This is a genomic window from Marseilla massiliensis, from assembly GCF_016899855.1.
GTDB lineage: Bacteria > Bacteroidota > Bacteroidia > Bacteroidales > Bacteroidaceae > Prevotella.
Genome location: NZ_JACJJG010000041.1, coordinates 1 through 24,501, shown reverse-complemented (window position 1 = coordinate 24,501; position 24,501 = coordinate 1). Strand labels below are relative to the sequence as shown.

The 24,501-nt window shown below is 51.2% G+C and carries 13 protein-coding genes and 1 pseudogene; all 14 read left to right on the top strand.

Features of this window, described 5'->3' with window-relative positions; genetic code table 11:
* Nucleotides 1-459 precede the first annotated feature (459 nt).
* The 14 genes and pseudogenes from tig (at nucleotide 460) to H6A34_RS08345 (ending at nucleotide 24,310) form a co-directional block, all read left to right on the top strand.
* On the top strand, nucleotides 460-1,818 hold the full coding sequence (gene tig, locus H6A34_RS08410) for a trigger factor (protein ID WP_205104852.1): 1,359 nt from the start codon (nucleotides 460-462) through the stop codon (nucleotides 1,816-1,818).
* A 238-nt stretch (nucleotides 1,819-2,056) separates the two neighbouring features.
* The gene (clpP, locus tag H6A34_RS08405) at nucleotides 2,057-2,761 is read left to right on the top strand and encodes an ATP-dependent Clp endopeptidase proteolytic subunit ClpP (protein WP_021947478.1); all 705 of its coding nucleotides are present in this window, start codon (nucleotides 2,057-2,059) and stop codon (nucleotides 2,759-2,761) included.
* Nucleotides 2,745-3,998: an ATP-dependent Clp protease ATP-binding subunit ClpX gene (clpX, locus tag H6A34_RS08400; RefSeq protein WP_021947479.1), complete on the top strand. Its 1,254-nt coding sequence runs from the start codon at nucleotides 2,745-2,747 to the stop codon at nucleotides 3,996-3,998. The genes clpP and clpX overlap by 17 nt, the downstream gene beginning before the upstream one ends.
* Before the next feature lie 50 nt (nucleotides 3,999-4,048).
* On the top strand, nucleotides 4,049-6,226 hold the full coding sequence (gene recQ, locus H6A34_RS08395) for a DNA helicase RecQ (protein ID WP_021947480.1): 2,178 nt from the start codon (nucleotides 4,049-4,051) through the stop codon (nucleotides 6,224-6,226).
* Nucleotides 6,227-6,568: 342 nt separating this feature from the next.
* On the top strand, nucleotides 6,569-8,101 hold the full coding sequence (locus tag H6A34_RS08390) for a pectate lyase family protein (protein WP_205104850.1): 1,533 nt from the start codon (nucleotides 6,569-6,571) through the stop codon (nucleotides 8,099-8,101).
* A 404-nt stretch (nucleotides 8,102-8,505) separates the two neighbouring features.
* Nucleotides 8,506-11,823, top strand: coding sequence for a CARDB domain-containing protein (locus H6A34_RS08385; RefSeq protein WP_205104849.1), 3,318 nt, complete (start codon nucleotides 8,506-8,508; stop codon nucleotides 11,821-11,823).
* Nucleotides 11,824-11,967: 144 nt separating this feature from the next.
* Nucleotides 11,968-13,524 (top strand): annotated as a pseudogene (locus tag H6A34_RS08380) (RagB/SusD family nutrient uptake outer membrane protein).
* A 537-nt stretch (nucleotides 13,525-14,061) separates the two neighbouring features.
* Nucleotides 14,062-15,540: an IMP dehydrogenase gene (gene guaB, locus H6A34_RS08375; protein ID WP_205104847.1), complete on the top strand. Its 1,479-nt coding sequence runs from the start codon at nucleotides 14,062-14,064 to the stop codon at nucleotides 15,538-15,540.
* An 87-nt stretch (nucleotides 15,541-15,627) separates the two neighbouring features.
* Nucleotides 15,628-17,058, top strand: a complete 1,431-nt coding sequence (locus H6A34_RS08370) for a peptidylprolyl isomerase (protein ID WP_205104845.1) — start codon at nucleotides 15,628-15,630, stop codon at nucleotides 17,056-17,058.
* A gap of 3 nt (nucleotides 17,059-17,061) precedes the next feature.
* Nucleotides 17,062-18,534, top strand: a complete 1,473-nt coding sequence (locus H6A34_RS08365) for a peptidylprolyl isomerase (protein WP_239480814.1) — start codon at nucleotides 17,062-17,064, stop codon at nucleotides 18,532-18,534.
* Nucleotides 18,531-20,516: an OstA-like protein gene (locus H6A34_RS08360; RefSeq protein WP_205104843.1), complete on the top strand. Its 1,986-nt coding sequence runs from the start codon at nucleotides 18,531-18,533 to the stop codon at nucleotides 20,514-20,516. The genes H6A34_RS08365 and H6A34_RS08360 overlap by 4 nt, the downstream gene beginning before the upstream one ends.
* 16 nt (nucleotides 20,517-20,532) lie before the next feature.
* Nucleotides 20,533-20,826, top strand: a complete 294-nt coding sequence (locus tag H6A34_RS08355) for a hypothetical protein (protein WP_021948437.1) — start codon at nucleotides 20,533-20,535, stop codon at nucleotides 20,824-20,826.
* 324 nt (nucleotides 20,827-21,150) lie between these two features.
* Nucleotides 21,151-23,001, top strand: coding sequence for a DNA mismatch repair endonuclease MutL (gene mutL, locus H6A34_RS08350; RefSeq protein WP_205104841.1), 1,851 nt, complete (start codon nucleotides 21,151-21,153; stop codon nucleotides 22,999-23,001).
* Between the two features lie 166 nt (nucleotides 23,002-23,167).
* Nucleotides 23,168-24,310, top strand: coding sequence for an OmpA family protein (locus tag H6A34_RS08345; RefSeq protein WP_021948435.1), 1,143 nt, complete (start codon nucleotides 23,168-23,170; stop codon nucleotides 24,308-24,310).
* Nucleotides 24,311-24,501: the final 191 nt, after the last annotated feature.

Genomic DNA, 24,501 nt, shown 5'->3' with positions numbered 1-24,501 from the left:
CAAAACTATTGATTTTTAATCTTTTAAAAGAAAAACTCGATGTGCTCAATTTTATGTTGCTGAAAGGCCATCCAACAAAACTGCGGAAGAACCCCTTTTACATTTCGTCAGCAAATGTGTTGGATGAACAAATACTTTATCTATAATTATGTCATACCATAAAACGCCGCCATTGCAGGGACATAATTAGTTTTCGCTGACCTGTGGTTCATTATGTCCCTGCAAAAAGTAAGCTCTCATATTATTACCTTATACCGAACTTACGATAGCGGAGTATCGCTTGTACACTTGTAAAAATGTCATGATATTTCATGGCGAAACGGTGGACGTATGGCCGTCAAGCGTTTAAAAAAACAAATTTTTCGGCTTTTTTCCTTATTATATTAGGTAATTACGTTGATATTCCTTAATTTTGCAGCTCGCATTCGATAATCATTTAAAATAACATAAAATAGCAAGATGAAAATTTCATTTGAAAATCCGGACAAGGTGAACGGACTGATAACCTTGACCGTTGAAGAGGCTGACTACAAGGAGAATGTCGAGAAGACACTGAAAAACTATCGCAAGAGAGCTAACGTGCCGGGCTTCCGTCCGGGCATGGTGCCGATGGGGATGATTAAAAGGCAGTTCGGCACTACCGCCAAGGTGGATGAAATCAACAAGCTGCTCGGCGAGGAAATATATAAGTACGTTAAAGACAATAACATCCAGATGCTGGGCGAGCCGCTGCCGTCTGATAAGCAGGAGCCGGTAGACCTGGAGAAGGAAGCTCCCTATACGTTTATGTTCGACATCGCCGTTGCTCCCGAAATGAACGCCGAGCTGAACGGTGACGACACTATCGACCACTATACCATCACTGTTGACGATGACGTGGTGAACCGCCAGATAGACATGTTCGCTTCACGTGCCGGAAGCTATGACAAGGTAGAGGAATACCAGGAGCACGACATGCTGAAGGGCGACCTGCGCGAGCTTGACGAGAACGGCAACACCAAGGAAGGCGGACTGACTGTTGAGGGCGCCGTGCTTATGCCTGAGTATATTAAGGTAGACGACCAGAAGAAGCTGTTTGACGGCTGCAAGCTGGGCGACATCATCACCTTCAACCCCAAGAAAGCTTATCCCGAAAGCGACATCGAAGTGTCTTCACTGCTGAAGATCAAGAAAGAAGAGGTTGCTGACATGAACTCGGACTTCAGCTACCAGATTACCGAAATATCACGTTTCGTAAAGGCTGAGGTAAACCAGGAGCTGTTCGATCAGGTGTTCGGCAAGGACACTGTTAAGAGCGAAGAGGAGTTCCGTGGCAAGATAGCCGAAGGACTGAAGGTGCAGTTCGCTGTTGACACCGACTTCAAGTTCATCCAGGACGTGCGCAAGTACATGGAGAACAAGGTTGGCGCGCTGACATATCCCGACGCCCTGTTGAAGCGTATCATGCTCAACAACAACAAGGACAAGGGCCAGGAGTTTGTTGACAAGAACTATGAGCAGAGCGTGAAGGAGCTGACATGGCACCTCATCAAGGAGCAGCTCGTGAAGGCTAACGGCATCAAGATTGACGACGCCGACATCAAGGAGACGGCCAAGGAGGCTGCACGCGCCCAGTTCGCGCAGTACGGCATGACCAACATCCCTGAGGAGTACATTGACAACTATGCTACGGACATGCTCAAAAAGAAGGAGTATGTCGACTCTTTCGTTGACCGCAGCATTGACCGTAAGCTCACAGAAGCTCTCAAGAAGGTTGTAAAACTTAACGAGAAAACAGCAACCCTTGACGAGTTCAACAAATTGATGCAAGGCGAATAAATATTTTTTAGCAAAAAAAACTTCCATAATATTAAGGAGGTTACCGACTTTTTTATTATCTTTGTTCCAACGAACAAGCTTAAAGGGTCGGCAATCTCCTTTTCGCATGTAATATAAATAGGTGGAAAATGCGATGTCGGCAAAGGTTTCCGCCCGGCATACAACGGATAGCCGGCGGCGCGGTAGCCTGTAAGGCGATTATTCATTTTTCATTTTTAATTGTTAAATTAAAATATAGATGAACGATTTTAGAAAATATGCTACCGGTCATCTTGGCATGAACGGTATGATGCTTGACGACGTGATGAAGGCGCAGATGCAGTATCTCAACCCTTACATCCTTGAGGAACGCCAACTTAACGTGACGCAGATGGATGTATTCTCGCGCCTTATGATGGACCGTATTATCTTTCTCGGCACACAGATAGACGACTATACGGCCAACACCCTGCAGGCCCAGCTGCTGTACCTTGACTCGGTGGATTCAGGCAAGGATATCTCAATATATATCAACAGCCCCGGCGGTAGTGTAACGGCGGGCCTCGGCATTTATGACACCATGCAGTTCATATCGAGCGACGTGGCTACAATCTGCACGGGCATGGCCGCTTCGATGGCGGCAGTGCTGCTCGTTGCCGGCACTGAAGGCAAGCGCTCGGCGCTCACCCACAGCCGCGTGATGATACACCAGCCGCTGGGCGGGGTGCAAGGACAGGCATCAGACATTGAGATAGAGGCAAAGGAAATTCTTAAGTTCAAGAAGGAACTCTATACAATCATATCTGAACACTCGCACACTCCTTACGAGAAGGTATATAAGGACTCTGACCGTAACTACTGGATGACGGCCGAGGAAGCCAAGGAGTATGGCATGATAGACACCGTTTTGGTAAGAAAGAAGGCAAACTCGACACCAACAAATTCAAATGGCAACCAGGAATAACAGGACGGAAAAGGTTTGCAGCTTCTGCGGTCGGAGTGAACGTGACGTTAAACTGCTTATCACAGGCCTTACGGGATATATCTGTGAGGACTGTGCCGCGCAGGCGTATGAAATAGTAAAGTCAACCGGTGTTCTCGACGTCGGCAAGGAGAAACACAACGATAAGTTTCAGTTGAAGAAGGTGCCGAAGCCGATGGAAATAAAGGACTATCTCGACCAGTACGTCATAGGGCAGGACGACGCCAAGCGTTGCCTTGCCGTGGCGGTGTACAACCACTACAAACGACTGCAACAGCCGGCCGACGACAACGGCGTGGAGATAGAGAAGAGCAATATAATAATGGTGGGCAGCACCGGAACGGGCAAGACACTGATGGCCCGTACGATAGCGAAGCTGCTTGATGTGCCGTTTACCATCGTTGATGCGACCGTGTTTACGGAAGCTGGCTACGTAGGCGAGGATGTCGAGAGCATACTTAGCCGCTTGCTGCAGGTGGCCGACTATGACGTTGAGGCAGCCCAGCGTGGTATCGTTTTCATTGACGAGATAGACAAGATTGCGCGTAAGAGCGACAATCCTTCAATAACCCGCGACGTTAGCGGCGAGGGTGTGCAGCAAGGTCTGCTGAAACTTCTGGAGGGAACGATGGTCAACGTGCCCCCTCAGGGTGGCCGTAAGCATCCGGACCAGGAGTATATCCATGTAGACACGAAGAACATCCTGTTCATCTGTGGCGGTGCCTTCGACGGTATAGAGCGTAAGATAGCCCAGCGAATGAATACCCATGTGGTGGGTTACAACTCCGTACAGAACGTGCGTAATATCGACAAAAACGACCTGATGAAGTATATTTTGCCGCAAGACTTAAAGTCGTTCGGCCTTATACCTGAAATCATAGGCCGACTGCCGGTGCTTACATATCTTAATCCATTGGATCGTGCGGCACTTCGCTCAATACTTGTCGAGCCGAAGAACTCTATCGTGAAACAATACAAAAAGCTGTTCGAGATGGACGGAATAGAGCTGACTTTTACGGACGAGGCTCTCGATTTTATCGTCGATAAGGCTATGGAGTACAAGTTGGGGGCGCGTGGATTGCGCTCGATAGTGGAGAGCGTGATTATGGATGCGATGTTCGAAATCCCGTCAAAGAAAGTCAAGAAATTCGAAGTTAATCTCGAATATGCCCGCAAGCAGCTTGAGAAGGCCCACTTTGAGAAGTTGGAAAGTGCCTGAAGCAAAAGGCCTATGAAAAATAACAGTTAATCAGTTACTCTGTCTGCTATATGTACCATGACGTTAATCTTACCGAAAAGCTGAAACAATATTTCGGCTTTGACAAGTTCAAAGGCAATCAGGAAGCTATAATCCGCAACCTTCTTGACGGCAGGAACACTTTTGTGCTAATGCCGACCGGTGGCGGAAAATCGTTGTGTTACCAGCTTCCTTCACTCATTATGGACGGCACGGCAATAGTCATATCGCCGCTTATTGCCCTGATGAAAAACCAGGTGGACGTGATTAACGGCATGACAGAGACGGACGGAGTGGCGCATTACCTGAACTCCTCGCTTAACAAGTCGGCTATTGATAAGGTAAAGGCTGACATCATTGCCGGCAAAACAAAACTGTTGTACGTCGCGCCCGAATCGCTGACAAAGGAAGACAATGTGGATTTCTTACGTGGAGTGAAAATATCATTCTACGCCGTTGACGAGGCGCATTGTATCTCGGAATGGGGACATGATTTCCGTCCTGAGTACCGAAGGATACGTCCGATTATCAACGAAATTGGCGAAGCGCCGGTCATTGCGCTTACAGCTACCGCGACGGACAAGGTTCGCACTGACATAAAGAAAAGCCTCGGAATACTCGATGCGACTGAATATAAAAGCTCGTTCAACCGTCCTAACCTTTATTATGAGGTACGTCATAAGACAAAGGACATAGATAAGCAGATCGTCAAGTTCATCAAGCAGAACCCTGGAAAGAGCGGAATAATATATTGTCTGTCAAGAAAAAAGGTGGAAGAGCTGGCCGCTGTACTGCGTGCCAATGACATAAAGGCCGCCGCATACCATGCAGGACTTGATTCGGGCACGCGTTCTGCAACCCAAGATGACTTTCTCATGGAGCGTATCGACGTCATTGTTGCAACAATAGCGTTCGGTATGGGTATAGACAAGCCGGACGTGCGCTTTGTCATTCATTATGATATACCGAAGAGTCTCGAAGGATATTACCAAGAGACAGGGCGTGCGGGACGTGACGGAGGAGAAGGAAAGTGCATAGCGTTCTACTCTTATAAGGACTTGAAAAAGCTCGAGAAGTTCATGGAGGGAAAACCCGTGGCCGAGCAGGATATAGGCCGACAGTTGCTGCAGGAGACCGCGGCATACGCCGAATCATCCGTGTGCCGAAGGAAAATGCTGCTGCATTATTTCGGTGAGGAGTATGATAAGGATAATTGCGGTAATTGTGATAACTGCCTGCATCCTAAGACAAAGATAGAGGGAAAGGACGCTTTACTTGTGGTATTGAATGCCATCGCCGCAATAAAGGAAGATTTCCGCACTGACTATGTGGTGGATTTTGTTGAAGGAAAGGAGACCAACGATATCGTGGCTCATAAGCATGACCGGCTTGAAGAGTTCGGCTCTGGTGAGGACATGGACGAGAAATTATGGAATCCAGTAATACGGCAAGCCCTTATTGCAGGATTATTGAAAAAGGACGTTGAGAATTACGGAATACTGAAACTGACGTCTGCCGGCAAAAAGTTTATGAAAACCCCGACATCGTTCATGATTGTTCTTGACAACGAGTTTAATGAAGATGAGGAAGATGACAGCCATGAAGGTGTAAGTGCGGCGCTCGACCCGACGCTTTATTCGATGTTGAAAGACTTGCGCAAGAAGATGAGCAGCCGCCTGAAACTGCCTCCGTATGTTATTTTTCAGGATATTTCCCTCGAGCAGATGGCTACGGTTTATCCTGTTTCCCTTGAGGACTTGCAGACTATACAGGGCGTGGGCGCTGGCAAGGCGCGCCGCTACGGCAAGGAGTTTGTCGCCTTAATCAAGAAGCATTGTGAGGAAAACGACATTGAACGTCCGATGGATTTGCGTGTGAGGACAGTAGCCAAGAAGTCTGTGCTTAAGGTGAAGATCATACAGAGTATCGACAGGCATGTGGCGCTCGACGACATTGCCGAAGCCCAGGGACTTGAATTTGATGAACTCCTTGACGAGGTTGAGGCAATAGTCTACAGCGGAACTAAAATCAACATCGACTATTTCCTTGAGGAAGTGATGGACGATGACCGCATAGACGAAATCTACGACTATTTTAAGGAGAGCGAGACTGATGACCTTGAGGCTGCCATGGACGAACTTGGCGAGGATTGTACGGAAGAGGAGATAAGGCTCGTGCGTATTAAGTTTATGTCTGATATGGGTAATTAATCATTCTTATTATATTGTATTAAACGGCTCCGACACATGTAAAACAGTGTCGGAGCCGTTTTGTTTTCAGCTTTTTGTCATGATTGGCGATTACCTTCGGAAATGTCGGTCATGGTGTATTTTATATCCGTGAAAAGCCATTTTTAACATGTTTATGGGGTTAATAACTTACGGAATGTATTATATTTGCACGCGGAACATTAACTTTTGTGACATAGGTGGGTGTTTTTTAGCTTTACTGCAACGTGTTGCCGGTTATTGTATGACTGCTTACTAATCTCAAATTAATTATAAACATTTATTTAAACTACTATGAAACTAACCGTAAAAACAAGACTCGGCATGACTTGTTCATGTTTTGTAAAATCATTGATGACAGTATTCGCCGCGTGCGGTTCGCTGCTTTCGGCCAATGCCCAGGAAGCCGACGGCCGCAATTTCGGCATTGACGGCTTTGCGGCTGTCAACGGAACGCCGGGCACCCCTCACTATCTTGAGGGCGGGACCACGGGCGGAGCCGGCGGCAAGGTGGTGTATGCAAATACGTTCCAGCAGCTCCAGGCATATCTCCAGGCCAAAGACCCATACGTGGTGATTGTCGACAAAGACATGGATACGGGCATTAAGTGCTGGGTTGACGACCTGTCTACAGGCCATCTTTGCAACAACCAGGACGGTTCCGAGGGCGTTGAGACCACATACGGCGAGCGTGTGATGATAGCGTCCAACAAGACTCTCGTCGGCGTTGTCAATCCCGAGACTGGCCGGGCGCCGCTGTTTTCGCACATTACGTTCGTGATGCAGTGCGCAAGTAACGTCATCATACGCAACTGCCGCTTCACTATGGAGGGCGCGCCGATACTGAAGTCGGGCGAGAACAAGATTGTGGCGTTCCGTGACGGGGTGCAGAAGGAGGTGGGCGACCCCGACTGTATCAGTATACAGGCCGACGAAAACAGCGCCAAGACTGATTGGGGCGGGCACATCTGGGTAGACCATTGCGAGTTCTTCAACGGCGACGCGGCCGACAAGGACAGGTACGACGGGCTGCTGGACTGCAAGAATAACGTTCAGTGGATGACGTTCAGCTACAACCACTTCCACCATCACGACAAGGCCTGTCTGTTCGGCAAGGGCGACAGCGACGTGTTTGACGGGTGCCGCACCATCTCCATGCACCACAACTGGTTCGACAACATTGCCGGTTCGCGCCTTCCGCTGCAAAGGGGCGGTCACCTGCATTACTTCAACAACTACATGGTTGGCAGCGAGGACGGCTGGGACGTGCGTTCAAAAGCCGTCGGCTACATCCAGGCATGCTACTTCAAGGACAGCAAGGCTCCCGTCCGTTCCGACCGTGAAGGCTCGTTGAACATCGACAAGACAGAAGGCTATGGCGTGACATACGAGAACTGCCGGCAGCTGATGGAGGGCTACGCCAACATCGACGGGACTAAGGCTGACAAGTCGCTGACGGTGAATTATACCGACTGGACGCCGGAAAAGACCGACGGCGGATACTTTGTGAACACTCTCGACAAGACCGCCGACGTGCCCGGAACCGTGCAAAAGTATGCCGGGGCGGGGAAAATAGAGATATGGACGGCTTATGCCGACGCGGTGCCTGCCGAGGATATTGACGAATACGCGGCGGCGATAAAGGACAACCCGACGGAACCTACGTATGACGCGAACGGCGACAAGATAACCGGCATATCCGCAGACGTGGCACAGGTTGAGGCCGGCGGTGCCGTCGCCATGCAGTATTATTCGCTCGGGGGAGTGCGTCTTGACGCCCCGGCGGCGGGCATCTGTATAAAGAAAAGCGTTGACGGCAAAGGCCGTCTGAGCGCGATGAAGGTTATGGTAAAGTGATGCCGGGGCGAAGTTTGCGCCCGCGCATTTTTCCGAAAGGCCGCATTTCACATGCTGAAATGCGGCCTTTCAGCGTGTAAGAGGCCGTATTTTGCAGCGTAAAATGCGGCATATTGCCAACGTGTTAATTGTCAGTCGGTTACGCGGTTGTCCGACGAGGCTTTAGCGTAGCCCTGTTAGTGTGCTGCCACCTGCTGCCTGACGCAAGCCGGAACGCTGCTAATGTTTATTAAATTTAAGTATTTGCATACGCACTGTGCGTATTGATAATTTGTCCGAATATGATGTATAATGGTTATAAAAAGATTTTTCTACGTATTTTGTATAAAAATATATAATTTAATTTGCATTTATGCTTTCAATTGCTTATATTTGCAGAGTGTCTAATTTAATAAATTTTTACTATGAAACATCTGTTCATCTACATTTTGTGCGCTTTTATGTGCTGTGGCGCATACGCACAAAGCACTATGACTTCACCCCCTCCTGCGGGTGTTAAGATGAAGGCATTGAAGGCCGCCGAGGCCCGCATCACCGGCAGGCCCGGCCTGCTTCAGAAACTTCAGAAGCAGCAGATGGCTGCAAAATCCGTGCGCAGCGACGACGGCAAGCTGTATGCCGGCCTGCGCCGCATGGGCCGGCCCATGCGCGTGGCCGCCGTGAAAGCTCCTGCGGCAGCCCCCGTGGCTGACGGCATGGCGCGCATCACGGTAAATGTTGAGAGCGACTGGGGCGACGGTTCCGGATACCAGATGCTGCTGGATGCCGACTGTACGATACTCGATTTGCAGTATGTCGACGAAATTTTCGCCGAGTCGGAATACATGCTTCCCGAGAATGCCGGTATGTTTGAGAACTGGCTGGTAGCAGGCCAGACGGCTTCCGTTGACATCCCGGCCGGCAAATATGATTACGTAGTGTTCAATCCCACGCCTTCGGACAATACATATTATATAGCCAATGGCGAGTCGTCGGGAGACGCATACGAGTTCAAGGGCGGTTGTGAATACGTGTTCACCATAACGGTTGGAATGAGTGGCGACAATGTTGCGATTACCAGCAATTCGCCCGTAAGCATCGGCGTGAGCGGCATCACGGCGCCCGTTTCGGGTGAAGGCCTCACCGCCGCAGAGGCCGTTACGGCCACGATATTCAACAATGGTACGGAAGCCGTGTCGTCGTTTACAGCCACGCTGACAGTAGACGGAGGCACGCCCGTCGCCGAGACTGTGAGCCAGGAGATAGCGCCGGGCGCAACACTCGACTACACATTCACCGCCACGGCCGACCTTTCGGCTCCCGGCATGCACACCGTCACCGTGGCCGTTGACCATGAGGACGACGCGCTGGCCGGCGACAACACCTTTACCGCAAAGGTGAACCATGTCGCCCCCATACCCGCTCCCTACACATGCAGCTTTGACGAGGAAGCCGACGTAGACGAATGGACAACGGTGGACGGCAACATGGACGGCGATACGTGGAACATACAGTTCACGGAGGGATACGCCCAGATAATTTACAACGCATACATGGCGTTGGACGACTATCTCGTAACCGTCAACCCGATAGCCCTCAAGGCCGGAACCAACAAGGTGGTGATAGACTACAACGCCCAGAGCGATGGCTATTATGAGAGTTTCGAGGTGCTTTACGGCAAGACTTCAAACGTTGAAGACATGACTGTCCTCAGGACTGTTGATGACTTTGCAATGTCAGAGAACGGTTACGTGCTGCCCGTTAACTTCGATATTGAAGAGGATGGGGCATACTTTTTCGCGATACACGCTACGTCGGAAGCCGACCAGATGGGCATCCTCATCAACAGCGTTGAAATATCGGAAGGCGCATATAAAGGCACGCCCGACCTTGTAATAGACAAGGTTCAGATGCCGCTTTCGAGTTGCTCGCTTGGCGATGGAGAAAAAGTCGTTGTGGTAGTGTCGAACAACGGTACCGCTGATGCAAAGGGCTTTACGCTGGCGTACACCGTCAACGACGGTCAGGAGACTTCCCGGGAATGCGCTGACGTTGCAGTGCCTGCTGGCGGCAGCGTGGAGGTTGAACTCGCAGGCTTCGACTTCTCCGGGGAAGGCAAGTACACCGTAGCCGTCGAGATAACCGACGTGACGCCCGCCGACGGACAGAATGAAGAGACCGTAACCGACAACAACAGCGCCGAGGGCACAGTGACACACTACACCCCGACCGACGTGCCGTTTACCGTTGTCTTCTCTGACCCCGACCAGCGTGACGAATGGGCAAGCGACGAGTCGTGGGTATATGACGGAGATTATAACTTCGGAATGTACTGCGTTGGCACGACACCGCTCGTTTCGCGTGGCGTCAACCTTGAGGCCGACAAGAGATACCGCATCTCTTACAACTACATGGCCGGCATGTATTACTTCTTCTTCGTCGTTTATGACAGTTATGACATCGTGGTGGGCAAGGACGGTGCGCCGCTGTCTGACTGGGAGACGGTAGCGTCGTTCACCGATGTTTATACCAATGACGCTTTCGCCGACAACGATGTAACCTTCACCGTGCCTGCTGACGGCGTTTATTCCATCGGTTTCAAGCAGGATGTGCCGCAAGGAGTGTTCACGCTCGCAAGCGTAAGCGTTACCGAAGTGACATCGTATGACGTGACCCTGAGCAGCGTGACGGGTCTGCCGTCGATGCTGCCGAAGGCTCAGGCCGAGGGTATGGAGATAGCCGTACCGGTGAAGAACAACGGTGCCGAAAGCGTATCGGGTACGGTAAGCGTGACGTTCAACGGCACAGCCGTAGGTTCGGCTGCATTCACTGGCCTTGCTCCCGACGCAACCGAGACGGTCAGCGTGCCTGTTGTGGCACAGGGCCTTGAGGCCGGCAGCGTATCGGTAGAGGTTGAGGCCGTAATCGACGGACAGGAAGACAGCAACCCGGCAGACAATTCCGTGACAGCCGGACTTGAAATAACCGACAAGGTTTACGCTTACGACTACGTTACGGATGATATGTATAACGAGATGTACGCCATCGGCTTAAAGGACGGTGGCGCGGCTACTGCGGGCATACCGTTCCTCATCAATGCCGAGACCACGCTTGAAGGCGTGTCGGTAGGCTGGGGCGTGGCCGACGGCCAGCAGATAGGACTGTGCGTTTACAAGTGGGATCCTACGGCAATATACCAGGATGGTGTAATCGAAGTGGGCGATGAAGTGTACACGACCACAGCCGACCAGGGCACCAGCACGGAGCAGGTGGACTATCTGTTTGACGAGCCTGTGACGCTTGAGCCGGGATATTACTTCATCGGTGTGACTTATGCCGGATACGCATTGGCTGTTGACAATGTAGCTCCTGGCCAGCTCTACTTGCTCGACACGAGCTATGAAGTTCCGTTGGCGATAGACCAGTCTGGCGCAAACCTCGGCACTCCGGCCATCCGCGCGATACTTGACAGCGGTGAACTTTCGGGAATCGGCAATGTTGACGTATCAGCAGGAGCTTCGTCCTTGGTATATGACGAGGCTACCAAGACCGTCACCGCCGTTTCGCCGTCAGGCTCAGAGACAAGCCTTGCCGTTTATGCCGCATCTGGCGCGATGACGGGCGGCGTAAGTTCTGGCAGCGGCAGTTGCGTATTCGACGCGTCAAGTCTCGCTCCCGGCGTCTACGTAGCTAAGATGACAAGCGGTGACTATGCTGAGACAAGCAAGTTTGTTGTGAAATAATCCTTTCATGCAGGCAGTGGCCTGCGATAAGAAAAACATCTGTTCGGGGCCGGCAAAGGGAGTTTCCTTGCCGGCCCTTTTCCGTTGCCGGCGGCATAGCTAGTCAGTAGCCGTGTGTACACGTGTGTCGGCCGGCTTTGTGAAATGAAGACAACATTATTATATAAAGCATTGGTTTGCGCGGCGATGGTTGCCGGTACGTCGTCGTGCGTCAACAACTGGCTTGACCAAGAGCCGTCGACCGGCGTTGACGCGGGCAGTGCCGTGACGACCACTTCCGACTTAACCAGCGTGCGTGCGGGACTTTACGCCGCGCTGAAGGGCAACTCTTCACTGACCGACTACTACGGACGCCAGATGTTCATATATGGAGACGTCAGAGGAGAGGACGTACAGTACAACTGGATTGACGGCCGCGGCCGCGGCGACTTCTATTATTACATGACTTACAGCACGGCCAGCGATTTCAACGGTAATGCCATCTGGCAGACTCCTTTCGTGGTGATAAGCCGCGCGAACTACGTTATCGACTATGCCGAGGGCGGTACGATAACCGACGCCGAGGACAACTAGGCCACCATCTCGCAGTATGCCGCCGAGGCAAGGGTGCTGCGTGCCATGGCGCTGTTCGACCTTACGCGTATCTATGGCACTCCTTATACCGAGGACCAGGGCGAATCTCTCGGCGCGCCGATAATCACCGAGCCTGTTGATGACGCCGGGTCGAACAAGCCGGAGCGTAGTACTGTGGCCGAATGCTACACACAGATAGAGCAAGACCTTACCGACGCCATCAACTCGGGCGCACTGCCTGAGGACAAGACCCAGGGTTACGTCAACGTGTGGACGGCCAAGGCGTTGCAGGTGCGTGTGTATATAACGAAGGGCGAGTGGGCTAACGCACTGTCAGTGGCCGAGGACATCATCGCCAATTCGCCCTACACGCTGTGGACAACGGCCGAGTATGCCGACGCGTGGAACAAGAACAACTCGGCCCACGAGAACGAGCTGATACTCGAAATGAAGATTACCGACTCTACCGACTGGACCGACCGCGAGGGCATAGCCTACTGCTACGCCGACCTGTACGGGGTAGACGCCGCCGGCGGCTACGGCGACATTATCGTCACGAAGGACTTTTCGGAGATGTTGGCTTCCGACCCCGAGGACGTGCGCAACGACATCTTGCTGAAGCCTGTGGGCGACCCGTCGGTCTATATGTCGTACGGCGACGACTTCGTTGAGCACGGAGTGTTCATCAACAAGTTGCCACAACCCGACGAAAACACCAGCGCAGCTTACCAGAACGTACCGCTGCTGCGCCTCTCGGAGGTGTATCTCTCGGCGGCTGAGGCCGCCTACCAGGAGGGCGACCTTAGCCGTGCGGCCGAGTTGTTTAACGACATAATAACCAACCGTACCACTGATGCAACGAAAACCGTGACCGCCGGCGACATAACACTTGACCGCATATACGTCGAAAGGCGCAAGGAACTTGTCGGCGAGGGGCAGAGATATTTCGACGTGCTGCGCCGCGGCGAGACCGTAACGCGTTATACCGACGTGAACAACCGGGGCTGGCACGACGCGTTGAGCGAGGAAGCGCGCACGTTCAGCCGCGACTCGGAGAAGGCGCTGCCGCTCATTCCGCAGAGCGAGCTTGACGTCAACCCGAACATGCAGCAGAATCCGGAATATTAATATACTCTCTCTAATTAAATAAATAAATGAGGTTGCGTCCTCGGCCTTACCCATGACCTGTGACAGTGACTAAGGTGCGGTACTTTTTAAGTCCCCCGGCGGATACGCATCCGCTGGGGGCTTTTTCTTGTCAGGGAAGAGTTCCGCCCACCAACACCTGAATTATGGGTGGACTCCAAAAGGACACTTCTTGCGTTACAAAAGTCCATCAATCGCGCGCTAAAAGGCCACCTTTCGCAATCTAAAAGACGGCCTTTTGCGCGGGCGTTGATAATCAGCTACTTACGCGTTATAGGCATGCGTGCGGTCAACACATTTCGTAATGGCGGCTGTAACGGGGCGTCAGCGCCGTCACCACGACCCGTCCGGACGGAGCTGAGGCCACTGGGCGCCGCCGCTTCGGGTTCATGCCCCACATGGTCAAGCCATAAGTCGGATACTCCGTATTTTACATTATTTAGATAAGAAAAAGCCGAAAGTCGTGCGTGAATGGATTTTTTTTGCTAAATTTGCACGCAATAAATTTTCAAGTTATATATGTCATCATTTGTTGCAGATAGAATTGTAATGGACGGATTGACTTTTGACGACGTCCTTTTAATCCCGGCTTATTCTGAAGTATTGCCTAAAACGGTAGAGTTGCAAACCATGTTCACGCGTAACATCAGGCTGAACATACCTTTTGTTACGGCAGCGATGGACACCGTTACCGAGTCGGCCATGGCCATAGCCATAGCCCGCGAGGGCGGTATCGGCGTAATCCACAAGAACATGCCGATAGACGAACAGGCCCGCCAGGTGGCGATAGTAAAGCGCGCCGAGAACGGAATGATTTATGACCCCGTGACCATCCGCCGCGGCTCGACCGTGCAGGATGCGCTCAACATGATGGCCGAGTATCATATCGGAGGTATCCCCGTGGTTGACGACGACGACCATCTGGTAGGTATCGTGACCAACCGCGACTTGCGTTTCGAGCGCCGTCTCGACAGGAAGATTGACGAGGTGATGACCAGCGAGAATCTTGTCACCACCCACATGCGCACCGATCTCAGCGACGCCGCGCAGATATTGCAGGAGAACAAGATAGAGAAGCTGCCCGTTGTCGACGCCGACAACAAGCTGGTGGGCCTCATTACATATAAGGATATAACCAAGGCCAAGGATAAGCCCATGGCCTGCAAGGACGACAAGGGCCGTCTGCGCGTGGCTGCAGGAGTGGGAGTCACCGCTGACACGCTCGACCGCATACAGGCGCTTGTCGAGGCTAACGCCGACGCAATCGTGATAGACACCGCCCACGGACACTCTAAGGGCGTAATCGAAAAGCTCCGCGAGGCAAAAAGCTCATTCCCGGGCGTTGACATCGTAGTGGGCAACGTGGCTACTGGAGCAGCTGCCAAAATGCTTGTAGACAATGGCGCCGACGCCATAAAGGTAGGAATCGGCCCGGGCAGTATCTGCACAACGCGCGTGGTTGCAGGTGTAGGCGTTCCGCAGTTGAGCGCTGTTTATGACGTGGCTTGTGCGCTGAAGGATACCGGAGTGCCCCTTATCGCCGACGGCGGACTGCGCTATTCGGGCGATATCGTGAAGGCTCTCGCAGCCGGAGGATACAGCGTGATGATTGGTTCGCTCGTGGCAGGAACGGAGGAAAGCCCCGGCGACACTATCATCTTTAACGGACGTAAGTTCAAGAGCTACCGTGGCATGGGCAGTCTTGAAGCTATGGAGAACGGTTCAAAGGACCGTTACTTCCAGACCGACACAAAGGACGTGAAGAAACTGGTGCCGGAAGGTATCGCGGGTCGCGTTCCTTACAAGGGCACCGTGCAGGAAGTAGTATACCAGCTTGTAGGCGGCCTCCGCTCAGGTATGGGCTACTGTGGAGCCAAGGACATTACCGCACTGCATGACGCAAAGTTCGTTCATATTACAAACGCCGGAGTGTTGGAAAGCCATCCGCACGATATAACTATCACGAGCGAGGCCCCCAACTACTCAAGGCATGAATAAAAGTATCATAGTCGGCGGACAACGGGCGTGGCAGTAACGGCCTGCGCGATTGTCCGCATGCTTGTACAACCCGTCAACAGACATACAATGAAGCTCACAACTCTCATAGCGGCCATGCTCCTTTGTGGGGGCATGGCTTATGCACAGCAGACGGATCCCGTAGTGATGAAAATCAACGGAGTGCCAATTCTGCGCTCTGAGTTCGAGTATTCTTATAATAAGAATAACTCGGCAGATGTAATTGACCGCAAGACGGTTGACGAATATGTTGACCTCTTCATCAATTACAAGTTGAAAGTAGCTGCAGCCATCGACGCGAAACTTGATACGCTTAGCTCTTTCAAGAAAGAGTTTGCCATGTATCGCGACCAGGAAGTGCGGCCGGCATTTGCCGACAGTGCCGCTATTTTGGCGGAGGCTCATGCCGTATATGACCGTACCAAGGAGCGTATAGGCGCCCGCGGACTGATAAAGCCCGCGCATATCCTTATGTATGTTGAGCAGAAGGCTCCGACCGCAAAGTTCGAGGAGGCGCGTAGGCGTGCCGATTCCTTGTACAATGTGCTCAAGAATGGTGGCGATTTTGCTGCTTTGGCACGTAAGTATTCGCAGGATCCGGGATCGGCGAATAACGGCGGCGAATTGCCGTGGCTGCAGCCCGGACAGACGCTTAAAGAGTTTGAGGATGCGGCATACGCCCTTAACAAGGGTGAGATGAGCGGTGTGGTACAGTCGCCGGTGGGCTTCCATATCATTTTGATGAAGGACCGAAAACAGCTCGAACCTTTCGATTCACTGAAAAGCGACATACTCCGCTTCATTGATGCACGTGGAATACGTGAACGCATTATAGACAAGAAAATTGATGAACTGGTCAAGACTTCCGGCGGAAAGCTTACCAAGGAGGATGTACTTAACGATAAGGCAAAAGACCTTGCACAGTCAGATCCTGGTCTGAAATACCTTATAATGGAATACCACGACGGCTTGTTGCTGTACGAAATCAGCAATCGTACCGTGTGGGAGAAGGCTGCTTCTGACGTAGCCGGGCTTGAGGCGTATTTCAAGAAGAACAAGAAAAAGTATTCATGGTCGGAACCGCGGTATAAAGGCATGGTTTACCATGTCAAGCAAAAGGATAACGTGAAGGCCGTAAGGAATTGCGTGAAGGGTGTTCCGTTCAATAAGTGGGCGGATGTGTTGCGCTCGACATTCAATAGTGACTCAGTTCTCAGGATACGGGTCGAGAAAGGAATATTCAAGGAAGGCGACAATGCCTTTATTGACAAGATGGTATTCAAGAAAGATACTGTTGTTACCGTACTTAAGGATTTTCCCATCGACGCGGTTTATGGCAAACTACTTAAACGGCCGGAAAGTTTTGAGGATGTCCGTGGACTCGTCACTGCGGATTATCAGGAGCAGCTCGAAGGACAGTGGGTTGCTGAACTCAGGCGGAAATATCCGGTGGAAGTGTATTACGATGTGTTGAAAACAGTAAACAAGCATAGTGATTAATATATGAAATTAAGAGGCAAAACGGCTTTGTGGCTTGTAGCGTCGGCGTTCTTCTTCGCCGCCGTCAGCGCAAGCACGGTAAACGACTGCATTGCCGATGACAATACGATGGGGGTGAAGGCTGATTCCACTGCGGAGGTGTCTAATGTTGATTCAACCGCAGCGGCACCGAATCCTTCGAGTGTTGTCGATGAGGTAATCTGGGTTGTAGGTGATGAACCTATACTGTTGTCTGATGTTGAAAATGTTAGAATGCAGAGCGAGTTGGAGGGTGTTAAGTGGGACCGCAATCCTGATTGCGCCATTCCGGAACAGTTGGCGGTGCAAAAACTATTCCTTCATCAGGCGGCAATAGACAGTATAGAGGTGACCGAGTCAGAGGTCGCCCAAAGCGTGGAGGAGCAGATTAATTATTGGATTCAGATGACAGGTAGTAGGGAAAAACTTGAGGAATACAAGAACATGAGTCTTTCTGAACTGCGCCAGACCCTACATGATGACTTCCGTAACCGTCTGCTAATCAACCGCGAGCGTGAAGAGCTCGTGTCTGATATAACGGTATCGCCGGCCGATGTGCGCCGCTATTTCAGTGAGTTGCCGGAAGATAGTCTGCCTATTATACCTACGGAGGTTGAGGTGCAGATTATAACACGTACGCCGAAAGTGGCGCAAGAGGAGGTTGACCGTATCAAGAACCAGCTTCGTGAATATACGGAGCGTGTCAACAAGGGCGAGACTTCTTTCGCGACACTTGCTACGTTGTATTCGGAAGATCCGGGAACGGCCCGTCAAGGAGGTGCATTCCAGGATTATGTGGGCCGCGGAGTGCTTGACCCTACTTTTGCGAGTGTGGCGTTCAACCTTACCGATCCAAAGAAAATATCCAAGATAGTGGAGACTGAGTACGGTTTCCACATCATCCAGCTTATTGACAAACGTGGTGACAGGATAAAGGTAAGACATATTCTCCTTAGGCCGAAAGTTACGCAGGAAGCAATAGATTTTGCCGCTTCCCAACTTGACTCCATTGCCGGCAACATCCGTGAAGGTAAGTTTTCGTTTGACGAAGCAGCCACTTTCATCTCGGATGATAAGGACACGCGCAACAACCACGGCCTTATGGCCAACCAGGGTAATGACGGACGTATGACGAGTCGTTTCCAAATGCGCAACCTTCCGCCTGAAATCGCAAAGGTGGTAGACTCGATGAAGGTGGGAGAGGTGTCCGCTCCGTTCCAGATGATAAGTCTGAAAAACGGCAAGACGGTGTGTGCCATCGTGAAACTGAAGAACCGTGTCGAGACCCACCGTGCCACTATAACGGAAGATTTCCAGACGATGAAGGACATTGTGCTGGCCAAGCGTCGCGAGGAATTTATCGATAAGTGGATAAAGGATAAGATAAAGGCCACTTATGTGCGTATAAACGACCGTTACAAAAATTGTGATTTCCAATACGAAGGTTGGGTTAAATGACGACGAACAATAATCTGAAAGTTTTATTTGGCGGGCATAGGATTCTCATTGTTGCAATCCTATGCCTGTTTGGACTTAGTTTGGTGCAGTCGCGCCAGGCGTCGAAGAAGAAACCGCGTCCGAAAACCAACGAGCGCGTGTACCTTATACATGCAGACAGGCTTAGGTTTGACCAGTTCAGCATGAATCCTGACGCGCAGATTCTCAACGGCAATGTGGCATTCCGCCACAAGGGAGCCAAGTTGTATTGTGACAGCGCTTATTTCTATCAGGAATCAAATTCGTTCCGTGCTTTCGGGCATGTCAGGATGTACCAGGGCGACACTTTGTCGCTGTTCAGTGACTATGCGTATTATGACGGCAACGACCAGATGGCCGAGGCTCGTTATAATGTGGTGCTGAAACACAGGAAGACAACGCTCTATACCGACAGCCTGAATTATGACAGGCTGTATGGCATCGGTTACTTCTTCGAAGGAGGTAAGATGGTTGACAAGGACAATGTGCTCGTTTCGGACTGGGGTGAGTATGATACGGAGACCCGTGACGCCGTGTTCAACTATAATGTGAACTTGAAGAACCCGAAGTTTGTGCTTACTACCGACACTCTGCATTACGACACGAGGACGTCTATCGCGCATATCGTAGGTCCTTCAAAGATTGTTTCCGGCGAGAGCGTAATAAACACTTCGCAGGGTTTTTATGATACAAACAAGGACTTTTCGAGGCTGTACGGCCGTTCGACGCTGGACAACAACGGCAAGACATTGACGGCCGACAGCCTGTTTAATGACGACAAGACAAAGATAAGCGAGGGCTTCGGCAACGTAGTCTACAACGACACGGTCAACAAGAACCAGATGACGAGCAATTATTTCTGGTACAATGACAGCACGGGCTATGCCTTTGCTACCGACAGTGCCGTGCTGAGGGATTATTCACAGGGCGACACGCTGTTCCTCCATTCTGACACGATGAAGGTCTACACCTATAACATAAACACTGATTCGGTGTACCGCACGATGCACTGCTACAACAAGGTCAGGGCTTTCCGTACTGATATACAGGCTGTTTGTGACTCACTGGTGTACAACACGAGAGACTCACTCATGACCATGTACAAAGACCCTATAACGTGGAACGAGAACAGGCAATTGTTGGGCGAGGTGATAGAGGTGTTCATGAAGGACTCGACAATAGACCGCGCGCACGTCATCAACCAGGCATTGTCCGTCGAACAGTTGTCGGACAGCACAAAATTCAACCAGGTGGCGTCGCGCGAGATGTTCGGATATTTTAACGATGGAGAGTTATACGAGACCGAGGCGATAGGCAACGTGCAGTGCGTGTACTACCACCAGGACGAGAAGGACAGCGCGTTTCTGAACATGGCTTATCTCGAGACGGATACAATGCGTGTATATCTTAAGAACCGGCAGTTGCAGCGTATATGGACATGCAAGCAGACAGGAACCGCTTATCCAATAACACAAATACCGCCATCCAAGAAGGAATTGCCCTCGTTTGCATGGTTTGACTATGTCAGGCCGCGCGATAAGCATGACATCTTCAACTGGCGTGGCAAGGCGAAGGGTACGGAGTTGAAGGACATCGGGCGTCGCTCGGCACCGTTGCAGTTCATAAGCAAGGGTGGCGTTGTGTCCGACAAGGTTTCGTTGTCCGACCAACCGCCGGTGCTCGGTGAGCCTGCCAGGGTTGACTCGACGGGTGTAGCGGCCGGAGATTCGCTGTCAGTGCCGTCTGAGGCGGCTCCCTCTGCGGCGACGGACTCCGTTCGGCAGACTGTCCCTACGCCGGCTCCTGCTCCGGCGGACAGTGCAGGCAGTAGCTCTGCTTCAGCTGAAGTTCAGTCGGCAGGGCCGGCAGTTAAGGGTGAAGACAATGCCGCTGGTGCCGCGACCGTAGCCGCTCCGAAGGAGGAAGAACCGCAGACTGTCAATAAAGAGAACGCCGGAAAGTAAGCCGGAAGGAGGATTAATGGGACTGTTCAACCAACGCAAGCCGAGGCCGTTCCGCCATCGTTACATGTTCGTGGACGAGCGCAAGGAGCGGATTAGGGATATAGAAGAAAAGGCAAAGGCCGAACTCGGCATGAAGGCAGACGGCCGTCAGGAGCACGAACGCATACAAGGCATGTTCATCAACGCGACCCGCCATGTCCGCAAGCGACGTGAGAGGAAACTCGCGGGAGGCTTTGTCCTTACTTACGGCGTGATAGTCGTGTTGCTGATAATGCTTTTCGCTATCTGGAAAATACTGCTTACAATGTGATGGGCGCCCATGCCCGTGACCGCAGTTTGCTGACTTTACCGGCCATGCCGTTAACTAACTGAAAATCAATCGTTTGCCGCATATGTTGTAAAAGGCGGCCTTTTGCAAGGCGAAAGGCCGTCTTTTACGCCCTGAAAGGGCGTCTTTGGCAACATGAAAGACCGCCTTTTGCATTACCGCCTGTCGTCGAGCATGTCAGTGGCAGGCGTTGCGGATACAATCAAATATAGTGAAAGGCGAGCGCAATGGAAAGAAAAACGAAGTTTTTTGACGTTCCATTGCCGAGCCGCATCCTATATCCGTGAGACAAAAATTAAGAAGACTATGAGCGACATAATACAACTTCTGCCAGATTCGGTGGCCAACCAGATTGCCGCCGGAGAGGTAATACAGCGCCCCGCGTCGGTAATCAAGGAGCTTGTCGAGAATTCCGTTGACGCAGGGGCAAAGACAATCAACGTTCTTGTGACTGATGCAGGCCGCACGTCAATACAGGTTATCGACGACGGCAAGGGCATGTCCGAAACCGATGCGCGCATGTCATTCGAGCGTCATGCCACATCTAAAATACGCAAGGCCGACGACTTGTTTGCCCTGCATACGATGGGATTCCGCGGAGAGGCGCTCGCCTCTATCGCCGCCGTGGCCCAGGTGGAGCTGCGTACGCGCCGTGAGTGTGACGAGATAGGCACCCATCTGTCTATCGCGGGGTCAAAGGTCATAGGGCAAGAGCCCGTGTCATGCCCCGTAGGCAGCAATTTCTCGGTGGAAAACATCTTCTATAACGTGCCGGCGAGAAGAAAGTTCCTTAAGTCTAACGCTACCGAGTTGAACAATATCCTGGCAGCCTTTGAGCGAATTGCCCTCGTGTATCCTTCGATAAGTTTCACCTTCCACAGCAACGGAACGGAAACCCTCAACCTTCGTAGCGGCAGCATGCGGCAGCGTATTGTCGACATCTTCGGCAAGAAAATAAACCAAGACCTCCTTCCCGTAGGCGTGGAGACTACCGTGTGCAACATCTCCGGATTCATAGGCAAGCCGGAATCCGCCCGCAAGAAAGGTGCCCACCAGTATTTCTTCGTGAACGGCCGCTACATGAAACACCCTTATTTCCACAAGGCGGTGATGACAGCCTATGAGCGCCTTTTGCCCTTGGGCGAGCAGGTTCCGTATTTCATCTATTTTGACGTGAATCCAGAAGATATCGACGTGAACATCCATCCGACAAAGACGGAAATAAAGTTCGAGAACGAACAGACCGTATGGCAAATCCTGCTTGCGGCCGTAAAGGATTCGCTCGGGCGTTTCAACGACGTGCCGTCGATAGACTTTGATACCGAAGGACGTCCCGACATACCTGTTTATGACCCGTCACAGGGATTTACGGATGCGCCGAAACTCGACTTCAATCCTTCGTATAATCCTTTCAAGTCAGTGTCGTCATACACCCCGTCGGCACATAAGGAATCAGTGCCCGATGATTGGGACAAACTGTACGAAGGCCTTAGGGGAGGCGAGGCCGACGCCGGCATAACACCCGCTCCTGAGCCGGCCGGAATGTTTGAAAGCAATGAAAGCCCGGCCGACGGTGATTGTACCGTAGATGAAAAGTCGCCCGCCCACTATCAGTATAAGGGCCGATACATAATGACGGCAGTGAAGTCAGGCCTTATGCTTGTAGACCAGCACCGTGCGCATACACGCATTCTGTATGAGAAATACCTCGGGCAAATCAGTTCGCACAACGGAGTGTCACAACAAATGCTGTTTCCGGAGATGGTAAGTTTTACCCCATCTGAAACCGTATTGTTGCAAAACATGCTGCACGACCTTGAAAGTCTCGGCTTCGAGTTGTCCCCCATGGGCGGCGGAAGCTACTCCGTCAACGGAGTTCCTGCCGGTCTTGACGGCGTAGACTACGTAAAGCTGCTAAAGAATATGGTATCAGAATATGCCGATACGGGCGCCTCTGCCGGCGACGAGATAAGCCGTTCGCTGGCCCTCAAACTTGCCCGCAGCGCCGCTGTGCCATACGGTCAGGTGCTGGGTAATTCTGAAATGGAAAGCATTGTAAACGAACTTTTTACATGCTCGAATGTCAACTACACCCCGGACGGGAAACCCATTGTGGCCATGCTTAAGCAACAGGACATTGAACGCCTCTTTGGTTGATATGTCTTTAAATGTGGTAATTTGTTCGGATTTATATTGGAAAAATGTAAAATAAAAGCCTCGAAAAGTTTTTTTTATTAGAAAATATTACTATCTTTGCGGTGAAAGACCCCTTAAAGAGTGAGGGCGCTTAAAATGTTTTATTGATTGTTTAATATTAAGAGTTATGAAGAAATTATTTATCGCATTGATTTTTGCGTGTGTCTCTGTGACCGGAATGGCACAGAACGCGGACATTACGGAGAAGTATAGCGTTGCGACTAACTCGTTCTGGAGCAATTGGTTTATCCAGGGCGGCGTTACTTGGGAGGCGTGGTACGGTAATTATGAGGACGGAAGGGGATTCTCGAAGAACCCGTTTAAGGCTTTCCGTTCTAATCCCGGCGCAGCTATCGCTATCGGAAAATGGTTTACTCCAGGCATAGGTCTTCGTACCAAACTGCAGGGAATATGGGGTAAGTCGGTTTGGAATGAAGAGAATATCGAAACAGAGAACAAGTACTGGATGCTTAACGAGCATGTACTCTTCAATCTGAGCAACCTGTTATACGGCTATAACGAGAACCGTGTGTGGAATTTCATACCGTTCGTTGGTGCCGGCTTGGCACGCTCTTGCACCTATAATAGGTATGCAATGGGACTTAGCGTAGGTATCTTGAACGAGTTTTGGGTAAACAAGCGTTTGGCCATCAACTTCGAAATAGGATGGAACCGTTATGAAAGCGACATCTGCGGCATGCCTGCCGAGATGGGTTCTGGTATCATGAACCACCCCAACCATGTATATGCCGAAGTAGGTGTAACGTACAACCTCGGCAAGAGAACATGGAATAAGGTGCCCGATGTTGACGCTATCAAGGCTCTGTCACAGTCGCAGATCGACGCCCTCAACGCACAGCTGGCTGACGAGAAGGCAGAGAACGACCGCCTGAAGAACGAGCTTGCCAACAAGAAGTCTGAGCCAACCGTTAAGTATGAGAAAGAGTACGTAACCACTCCGGTATCCGTATTCTTCAACATTGACAAGGCTAAGATCGCTTCAAAGAAGGATCTCGTTAACGTGAAGAACCTTGCTGACTATGCTAAGGACAACAATGCTACTCTCCTTGTAACAGGTTATGCTGACAGCGCAACAGGTCCTGCTGACTACAACCGTGAGCTTTCACAGAAGCGTGCAGAGACAGTTGCTGACGAACTCGTTAAGATGGGTGTCAACAGAAGCAACATCAAGATCGAGGCTATGGGCGGTGTTGATACCCTCGTTCCTCCTTCGTACAACCGTCGCGCTACTGTTGAAATCGTTAAGTAACAATCACTTTAAAGTAGACTTTATAGAAAGTGCTCCGCTATTGCGGGGCACTTTTTTTGTAAGTTTTATCAAAAAGACGGTAAAAAATTTGGCGGTTTCGATAAAAAGGCATACCTTTGCAACCGCTTACGACAAGTAAGGGCGCATAGCTCAGCTGGTTTAGAGCATCTGCCTTACAAGCAGAGGGTCGG

Bases quoted from the DNA above. Each gene is read 5' to 3' on its own strand.
- tig (WP_205104852.1), top strand. From the start codon at position 460: ATGAAAATTTCATTTGAAAATCCGGACAAGGTGAACGGACTGATAACC.
- clpP (WP_021947478.1), top strand. From the start codon at position 2,057: ATGAACGATTTTAGAAAATATGCTACCGGTCATCTTGGCATGAACGGT.
- clpX (WP_021947479.1), top strand. From the start codon at position 2,745: ATGGCAACCAGGAATAACAGGACGGAAAAGGTTTGCAGCTTCTGCGGT.
- recQ (WP_021947480.1), top strand. From the start codon at position 4,049: ATGTACCATGACGTTAATCTTACCGAAAAGCTGAAACAATATTTCGGC.
- H6A34_RS08390 (WP_205104850.1), top strand. From the start codon at position 6,569: ATGACTTGTTCATGTTTTGTAAAATCATTGATGACAGTATTCGCCGCG.
- H6A34_RS08385 (WP_205104849.1), top strand. From the start codon at position 8,506: ATGAAACATCTGTTCATCTACATTTTGTGCGCTTTTATGTGCTGTGGC.
- guaB (WP_205104847.1), top strand. From the start codon at position 14,062: ATGTCATCATTTGTTGCAGATAGAATTGTAATGGACGGATTGACTTTT.
- H6A34_RS08370 (WP_205104845.1), top strand. From the start codon at position 15,628: ATGAAGCTCACAACTCTCATAGCGGCCATGCTCCTTTGTGGGGGCATG.
- H6A34_RS08365 (WP_239480814.1), top strand. From the start codon at position 17,062: ATGAAATTAAGAGGCAAAACGGCTTTGTGGCTTGTAGCGTCGGCGTTC.
- H6A34_RS08360 (WP_205104843.1), top strand. From the start codon at position 18,531: ATGACGACGAACAATAATCTGAAAGTTTTATTTGGCGGGCATAGGATT.
- H6A34_RS08355 (WP_021948437.1), top strand. From the start codon at position 20,533: ATGGGACTGTTCAACCAACGCAAGCCGAGGCCGTTCCGCCATCGTTAC.
- mutL (WP_205104841.1), top strand. From the start codon at position 21,151: ATGAGCGACATAATACAACTTCTGCCAGATTCGGTGGCCAACCAGATT.
- H6A34_RS08345 (WP_021948435.1), top strand. From the start codon at position 23,168: ATGAAGAAATTATTTATCGCATTGATTTTTGCGTGTGTCTCTGTGACC.